Below are 3,973 nucleotides of genomic sequence, written 5' to 3'. Positions count from 1 at the left end.
CCCTGGGCCGCTGGTGGCTGTCACGGCCCGCGGCCACGATCGTCGCCGGCCTGCTGACGATCAACGGCGGACTGCTCGTCTACGGGATGCAGGTGAAGTCCTACCTGCCGGAGGCCACCTGCGCGGTGGCCGCGGTGTACCTGTGGCTGCACGCGCGCCGTGCCGCGGACTCCGGCGGTTCGCCGTGGCGGGCGCAGCTGGGCATGGCGGGGTGCGTCGTCATGACCGTCACGTCCCTGTTCGTCCTTGTTCCCCTGCTTCTTGTGGACGTGGTGGACGCCGGCCGGGCACTGCGCGCCCACCGCCTTCGCCCGGCTCGCGTGGTCGGATCAGCCCTGGTCGGCGTTGTCGGATCCCTCCATCTCGCGCTGTTCGTCCTGCCGCAGAGCTATCTGACCACGAATCCGTACTGGCGGAATTTCTTCATCACCCGGGACAACGCAGTCGCCCAGCTGCGGAGCGCCGGATGGGAGTTACCACGCGACGCGTTCACGGCGGCGATGACCCGTCCGGACGGGCAGTTCGGCTCGCCGTTCACAGGGTCACCGCTGCTTACCGATCCCGACCACCGGCTGCATGTCTGCGTAGTCGCGGGGGCGCTCCTGTGCTGGACGATCGGGGTGTACGCCGCGGCGCGGGACCGGGCGGGCCGGGCGCTGCTGGTCACCCTCGGCGGAGCGCTACTGCTGATCGCGGTGGCCGCGGCACGGGGACAGTGGCCGATCGGATTCGTCCGGGCCAACCTGTTCATCCTGCCGTTGCTGTACGTGATCGCAGGTATCGGCGCGTCAGCCCTGATCAGCCTCGCCTGGTCACGCATCCGCCAGGCCGGCCGGCCCCGGCGGTGGTGGCGGTCGGTGGTGGTGATCCCCGCCGCGGCCGTCCTGCTGGCGACGGCGATGACCGCCACCCTGGCCGTCACGGCGGTGAGCGCCCAGCGGATCCGCCAGATCCGAGCCAGCGCGGACAGCCCCCTGCTGCTGGGGGACATGCGGGAGCTGGTCGCCACCGGCGAACGGACCGCCAGGCCGGGAGACGTCCAGATCGTGATCCCCGGGCGATGGGATGAAAGGCAGTGGTACAAGGCTCAGCAGTACTACGTGTCGTACTACGACGGTTATCCGGCGCCCACCGCGCCGACGACGCCGGTCACCGAGATGAACACCCTGGTCCTGCCCCCGCTGGGCTGGGCCGCCTCGATACCTCCCTTCCTCGCCGCGCGTCCGGACGCCGGTGCGCTGTACCTGGTCACCTACAACCTGGTCTTCCCGGACAGCCTCCGCACCCTTGACAGCACACTCGCCGGGCTCGGTTGGTGCCCGGACAGCTCCGGTCGGCGGTCCTGGCCGCTGACCGGCCAGATCACCCGCTTCGTCCGCTGCCCACTGTCCACGGCCGGACCCGCGGCGTGAAGCCCGCCAGGTGTTCCGGCGCTACCGGAGCGCATTATCGATCTTTGTGCTGGCATCCAGCAGGGCCGCCTGCGGGTCCGCTCCCTGGCTGAGAACGCTCTGGACGGAGGAGTAGACCGCCTGGCTGATGGCGGGGTAGGCGGGCCAGCCGGCGGGACGGGACACAACCCTGGCCTGCAGCCCGGCTACTACCGCGTCATCACGAGTTTCCGGGGGTGCGTTGCGTGCTTCGTCGCGTACCTGCCGGTTGACGGGGATCTGGGAGAGATTGAGGAGAATGCGCTGCGCATGGACGTCGGTCAGCCAGCGAATGAAAATTTCGACAGCGTCGAGGTTGCGGGTGCGCGGGTTGACGTAGAGGCTCCAGCCGCCGGTGGTGGAAAATCCCTGACCGGCCTGCCCGGTGAACGTCGGCAGCGGTGCCACGCCCACCTTTCCCTTTTCCTTCAGAGCGCCCATCCTGGCCAGCACGCCGCTCCAGCCGCGGAGAAACATCGCCTGGCCGGACGCGAAGAGCTGGGTGGTGTCGGGCTCCTGGTAACTCGTCGCCTGCGACGGCGTGATCCCCTGTTGGATGAGGTCCCGCAGGAACCTCAGCGCCTGTAGCGCCTGCGGGGAGTTCAGGGCCGCGTGCGGTCCGGCCGGGTCCAGTGTGCTGCCCCCGGCATCGGCCAGCATCTCCGTCCAGACACAGGTGAGGCCCTCGTAGGCGGCACCCTGCCAGAGGTAGCCATAGGGGGTGCTGTCTTTGTTCCGGTCGGCGGCATCCTTTTCAAGTTCCTCCCAGGTTGTCGGTGGTGTCACCAGATCCTTCCGGTAGAACAGCATTCCCTGATCCTGGAAAAGCGGCACAGCGAAGATTTTGTGCTGGTAACGGGCCGCCGCAAGCAGGCCGGGATCGATACGTTCCCAAAACGCCCGGTCGAACATGTCGTCGAGGCTACGGGCAATGTTCTGGTGAGCGAACTCCGCCGGCCAGATGACGTCTCCCATGTAGACGTCCGGACCGTCCGGCCCGCGCAGCCGCTGGAGCAGGTCGGCTCGGTTGACGTCGGTGTCCACCGTGCCGAATTCGATGTTCACTTTGATCGACGGGTAGGCGTTCTCGAATGCGTCGACAAGAATCCGGCGATAGTCGTTCTGGTGCTGGTCGACCGAACCCGCATACCAGGTGATCGTCGTGGGCCCACCGCCATCCATACCCGGTCGGGGGCCACGTGATGAGCACGCCGATCCGGCGAGCAGAACGGCCACGGCCACAAGCAATATCCGGGCACGCGCCGGCCGGCACCGCTTCATGCTGATCGACATACGCCACCCTTCCTATGATCAACGACATACCTGCCGGTAGGGCATACCGGGAACGATCACCGACCAGTCCGCGGGGGCGATGGCGGGCAGCGGCCCGGCGCACAGCCGTGCCCGGACCCGGGCCGGGTCGGTGTCCCACAGGACGGGGGTGCCGTCCTGGTCCGCGGTGGCAAACGTGCGGCCGTCACCGTCGGGCCGGAAAGCCACCGCCATGGTTCCTACGGGGCCGGTCAGCGTGGCGACAGCGGTCCGGCTGGGCAGGTCCCACAGATGGATGAGCCCATCGACGCCCACGGCAGCCAGCAGCGTTCCGTCACGGTTGATCGATAACGCGGCGATCGGCTGGTTGTTGGTGCCGGGAAGGGTCGCGACAGGGACGCGGGCACGCACGTCCCACAGCTCCACGGTGCCGTCATCACTCCCGCTGGCGAGCGTGCGCCCGTCCGGTGTGAACGCCAACGCCTCGACCGGCGCCTGGACGCCCCTGGGGTAGAAGACACGTGGCTGGCTGTCTTCCGTTGTCAACGCGCTGTCTCCCGCTGCCGACGCTCCGTCTTTCGTTGTCAACACGGCGATCACACCGTCATCGCCGCCGGTCGCCACCGACATCCGCCCATCCGCTCCGGTATGGACGGCGGCCGCGTTGACAGCCCCCGCGTGCATGGATCTCAGCTCTTTGACGACCGTCTTTCTCGCGGCGTCCACCATGACGACGCGGTTCACCCCGACGTCGTTCGCCCCAGCGGGCACCACGAGGATTCCGGTGCCGCTGAAGGCCACGGCCCGCACCGGGCGGATGGGTACGCCGGGCATCGGATCGGTCGGGCCGGTGGTACCGCCGGCGGGCGGGCCCAGGTCCCACTTCCCCACAGTGTCGCCGGAGGTCGGCGCGGCCAGCACCGTGCCAGCCGCATTGAACGCCATCCCGAAGGCCGTACCGGGGCCGTGCCCCGGTGGGCTGTGCGTCCCCCGCAGCTCCGCACGGAACACCGGCTCCGAGCCGCCCTCCGCCGTGTCCCACAGCAGCGGGATGTGATCCCTGCCGGCCGTGGCCAGGACACCGCCCGGCCCGAACGTGGCCGCGCCGAAGACCTCCGGAAGGCCGCTGTCCGCAGGCCCGGAGACGGTCCACAGCCTTACCAGGCTGTCAGCTCCGGCTCCAGCGAGCGTGTGGCCGTCAGGGCCGAAGGCCACGGCCAGGACGTCGCCAACAGGTCCGGTCAGCGCGGTCAGCAGGGTCAGTGGAGCCA

The 3,973-nt window shown here is 69.0% G+C and carries 2 protein-coding genes and 1 pseudogene; 1 reads left to right on the top strand and 2 read right to left on the bottom strand.

Annotation, left to right across the window (positions count from 1 at the left end; translation table 11 throughout):
• Positions 1-1,412, top strand: a pseudogene (locus MJ783_RS21775) (hypothetical protein); the annotation flags it as partial.
• Positions 1,413-1,433: 21 nt separating this feature from the next.
• Here MJ783_RS21775 and MJ783_RS21770 read toward each other — a convergent pair.
• Both MJ783_RS21770 and MJ783_RS21765 read right to left on the bottom strand, forming a co-directional pair.
• Positions 1,434-2,723 carry an extracellular solute-binding protein gene (locus MJ783_RS21770; protein WP_239313397.1) on the bottom strand — a complete coding sequence of 430 codons (1,290 nt, stop codon included), beginning with the start codon at positions 2,721-2,723 and terminating at the stop codon, positions 1,434-1,436.
• An 18-nt stretch (positions 2,724-2,741) separates the two neighbouring features.
• Positions 2,742-3,973: WD40 repeat domain-containing protein (locus tag MJ783_RS21765; protein WP_370651773.1), on the bottom strand; the 1,232-nt coding region annotated here is incomplete at its 5' end.

Source organism: Protofrankia sp. Cj3 (genome assembly GCF_917627355.1).
Classification (GTDB): domain Bacteria; phylum Actinomycetota; class Actinomycetes; order Frankiales; family Frankiaceae; genus Protofrankia.
Note: the sequence above shows the minus strand (reverse complement) of the source record. Positions and strands in the feature narration are given on the sequence as shown.